The 3,337-nt window shown below is 67.1% G+C and carries 4 protein-coding genes and 1 pseudogene; 2 read left to right on the top strand and 3 right to left on the bottom strand.

Going from position 1 to position 3,337, the window contains the following annotated elements; genetic code table 11:
• Positions 1-232: 232 nt before the first annotated feature.
• From HUV06_RS15290 to HUV06_RS15280, 3 genes and pseudogenes are all read right to left on the bottom strand, one after another.
• Complete coding sequence (locus tag HUV06_RS15290; protein WP_174302103.1) at positions 233-886, bottom strand: LysR substrate-binding domain-containing protein; 654 nt, start codon at positions 884-886, stop codon at positions 233-235.
• A 69-nt stretch (positions 887-955) separates the two neighbouring features.
• Positions 956-1,036: pseudogene (locus HUV06_RS16715) on the bottom strand (LysR family transcriptional regulator); the annotation flags it as partial.
• A 350-nt stretch (positions 1,037-1,386) separates the two neighbouring features.
• Positions 1,387-1,854, bottom strand: coding sequence for a DUF308 domain-containing protein (locus HUV06_RS15280; RefSeq protein ID WP_217433920.1), 468 nt, complete (start codon positions 1,852-1,854; stop codon positions 1,387-1,389).
• A gap of 272 nt (positions 1,855-2,126) precedes the next feature.
• On the opposite strand from HUV06_RS15280, the gene HUV06_RS15275 reads away from it, so the two are divergent.
• Positions 2,127-2,708 carry a TetR/AcrR family transcriptional regulator gene (locus HUV06_RS15275; RefSeq protein ID WP_174302101.1) on the top strand — a complete coding sequence of 194 codons (582 nt, stop codon included), beginning with the start codon at positions 2,127-2,129 and terminating at the stop codon, positions 2,706-2,708.
• A gap of 303 nt (positions 2,709-3,011) precedes the next feature.
• Complete coding sequence (locus HUV06_RS15270; protein WP_174302100.1) at positions 3,012-3,278, top strand: phage integrase N-terminal SAM-like domain-containing protein; 267 nt, start codon at positions 3,012-3,014, stop codon at positions 3,276-3,278.
• The last annotated feature ends 59 nt before the right edge of the window (positions 3,279-3,337 follow it).

Genomic DNA, 3,337 nt, shown 5'->3' with positions numbered 1-3,337 from the left:
TGAGCCCTCATCGACTCACGTTCCGCGCTCCTTGGGAATCCCTGCCGGGAGTCAGGGCTTCAGGCGGCTGGTATAAGTGCTTTGTGGCCTGGTTCTCGTCGCGATCGCCCTCGCCGTTTTCATATGACGGCGAACGAGATCCCGTAACGACGACAGGGCCCGCTTAACCCTTGTCCAACGACTGTACGGCGGCCGTGCGGAGCGCACGTGGGCTAGAGGCGCGCGCGATCTCCTATAGATCGCTGCGCTTGGCGATCTGCAGGAAGTCGATCAACGCGCGGAGCGCTGGGGGCGTCTGTCGACGGCCGGCGTAGTAGAGGAAGAAACCGGGAAAGGTCGGGCTCCAGTCCTCCAGGACGCGCACCAGGCGGCCCGCGGCGAGGTCTGGAGCCACTCGGTCCTCCAGCAGGCAGGCCAGGCCCATCCCGTCCAGCGCCGCCGCCAGGATCAGGTCGGTGTCGTTGAGCGTGAGCGGCCCTTCCACCTGGACGTCGAACGCCTTTCCCTCGCGCTCGAACGGCCAGCGGTAGAGGGCGCCGCCGCCGCTCCAGCGATAGTTGATGCAGGTGTGGTGCTGCAGGTCCTCCGGCGTCAGGGGCGGGGAGCGGACGGCGAGATAGGTGGGCGAGCCTACGACGGAGGTGCGCAGGTCCGGCGTGATCCGCACGGCCACCATGTCGCACTGCAGCCGCTCGCCTGGCCGCACCCCTGCGTCGAAGCCGCCCGCCACGATGTCGGTCAGGCCGTCGTCCACCGTCACCTCCAGCCGCACCTCGGGGTAGGCGCGCGCGAAGCGGCCGAAGGCGGGGGCCAGGACCCTGTGCGCCGCGAGCTTTGGCAGGTTGATCCGCACCGTCCCGGAGGGCCGGTCGTGATAGGCGCGCACCGCCTCCACCGCGCCAGCGATGTCGGCGAAGGCGGGCCGGAGCCGGTCGAACAGCGCTTGGCCGGCGTCGGTCAGCGCGACGCTGCGGGTGGTGCGGTTCAGGAGCCTGGCGCCCAGCCGTGCTTCCAGCTCGCGGATGGCGTGGCTCAGGGCCGAGGGCTAGCCCTCCAGGGCTGGGTGAACGGGGGTCCGGGCGCCTTGACTTCGACGCGCGCCGGCAGGTGAAAAACTTCGTATCCGGCGCCTGCCGCTCGCATCTCGGAGGTCCGTTCTAGCGCTGCCCGTTACGTTTCACGGAGCCTTGCCGAGCAGGTTTGGCTTTCCTCGGGGAAGGTTGCCTGACCGCTTCCGAGAGCCGATCAGCCCGGCTCGACGGCTCGTTCTGGGCGCAACGCCGCCAGTCAGCGCGGACATTCTGCCTGAACAGGAAATCTTTACGCTAGCAAGGTCTCTCGGCTTGCCGGTGAAGGGCAGCGGTCAGAATCGTTCTGCAGGCGAGGTCAGGCCGTCATGTCAGAGCCTAGCGTTGCGCCCACACTGTCTTGCCCGGGTTGGCGCCAACGCACCAGCATTCCCGCAGCGAGGAGGAAGTAGAGCCCTCCAAAGGCGGCGTAGGGCGCGATCTGGGCGATGCCGGGCCGGGGAGTGAGCGCCACGGCGATGAAGAAGAGGCCCGCCAGCGCCGATTGGGCGCCGCTGAGGATCATGAAGGCCTGACCCTTGGATGTTCGGCGACGTCCAACAGCGACGGTGAGCTGGAGCAAACCCGATCCCAGGGCCCAGGCCCCGAACACGCCGACCGCCAGCGCCATGCCCAAGACAAGGCCCGCCGCGACGCCCAGAGCGGCCATGACGCTCAAACCGGCGTTCAAGCGCTGCCAGCGGACACTTTGGCCGTCCTGAGCTCGGCGCATGTCGATCAGGTTGGCGCAGGCGTCCCAGGCGACGTAGCCGCTGAGGAGGAGCACGCTCACAGTCGTGCTGCGCCCACCCAAGACCAGCGCTGCCGCCAGCCACGCGAAAGCGAACCCGGCCCGTAGCAGATAAAAGGCGCGGAGCGAGCCGCTCGGGGCGGGGGCGGAACTTGGTGTCAGGCTGGACAGGCTCATAGGCGGGCACCTCTACCGTCGTCTACCGACTAGTAGGCAGCCCGGTCAAGCGGTATCGCATGCTCCGTTGAGTCGCTTGCTGGCGCGGCCTTCGTCACTTCCCTATTTCGGAGATGGAGAGCCATACCCGCATGACGACCACCCGCGAGCACATCCTCCAGACGGGGCGCGCCCTGATCATGAGCCGTGGCTATACCGGCTTCAGCTATGCGGACGTCGCCGAGGTCGTGGGCGTGCGCAAGGCCAGCATCCACCATCATTTCCCGGCTAAGTCGGATTTGGCTAGGGCCGTCGTCGCCCAATCCCGCATCGTGCTCACCAGCCAGGCCGAGGCGTTGGCTGCGGCCGGGTACGACCCCCTGCAGCAGCTGCGCCTCTACACCGGGTTTTGGGAACAATGCATCCGCGACGGTTCGGCCTCCTTCTGCGTCGCCGCCATCCTCGCGGCCGAGGCGCCCGCCCTGCCGGCGGACCTGCTGGAGGAGGTGCAGACGCACTTCCAAGTCCTCTCCGATTGGCTGGAGCGCGTCCTTGAGCAGGGCGCCGGCGCGGGTCGGTTCGCCTTGGCGCTGCCGGCGAAGGTGGAGGCGCAGATCTTCATGTCCACCGTGTACGGAGCCATGCTGACGGCCCGCGCCTACGGAGAGGCCGGCCTGTTCGCCACGATCGTCGAGGGCGCCTTCGCGCGCCTTGCGCCCATAGCTTCATCATAAGGCGCGGTGGCGTCGCGCCTTATGATGAAGCCGCCAAGCTAGCTCTGGACCGCGTCACCCCACACCAAGTTCTCGGATGATCGTTCGCACAACGCCCATCGCGGCATCAAGTATCCGTCGAGAATACCACGTTCAGCGGGTGGGAAGGGCGCGCAGCGGCAGACTTTGGCCGAAGAACGAACCCGCTTCGCGGGAGGGCGCTTGGGGTTGATGGCGCCGCAAGACCAGCAACGTAGCGCGTGAGATTGGCGGCTCTCGTCGAGCTCTGAGCATCCTGGCTCCTCCACCAAAAGGAGCCATCCCATGACCAAGCTTATCGTTGCTGCGCACATCAGCCCGCTGCGCCAGCGGTTGATCGACGACATGAACACGCGCCGGTTTTCGCACGAGACCCAGCGCAACTACATCCGTGACGTCGGACGCTTCGCCACCTTCCTGGGGCGCTCGCCGGCTACGGCGACGGCGGAGGATGTGCGCCTGTTCCAGGTCGAGCAGCGCGAGACCGGCGTTCCGGCGCCAACCATGAACAGCATCGTCGCCGCACTGCGCTTCTCATACCAGGCGTCCTAAATACTGACCTGCGCCCATTGGCGGGTTCCGATGGAGGTGATGACCTCCGGCTTGGCGAT

The sequence above is a fragment of the Caulobacter sp. S45 genome (assembly GCF_903642205.1).
Lineage (GTDB): Bacteria > Pseudomonadota > Alphaproteobacteria > Caulobacterales > Caulobacteraceae > CAHJWH01.
Note: the sequence above shows the minus strand (reverse complement) of the source record. Positions and strands in the feature narration are given on the sequence as shown.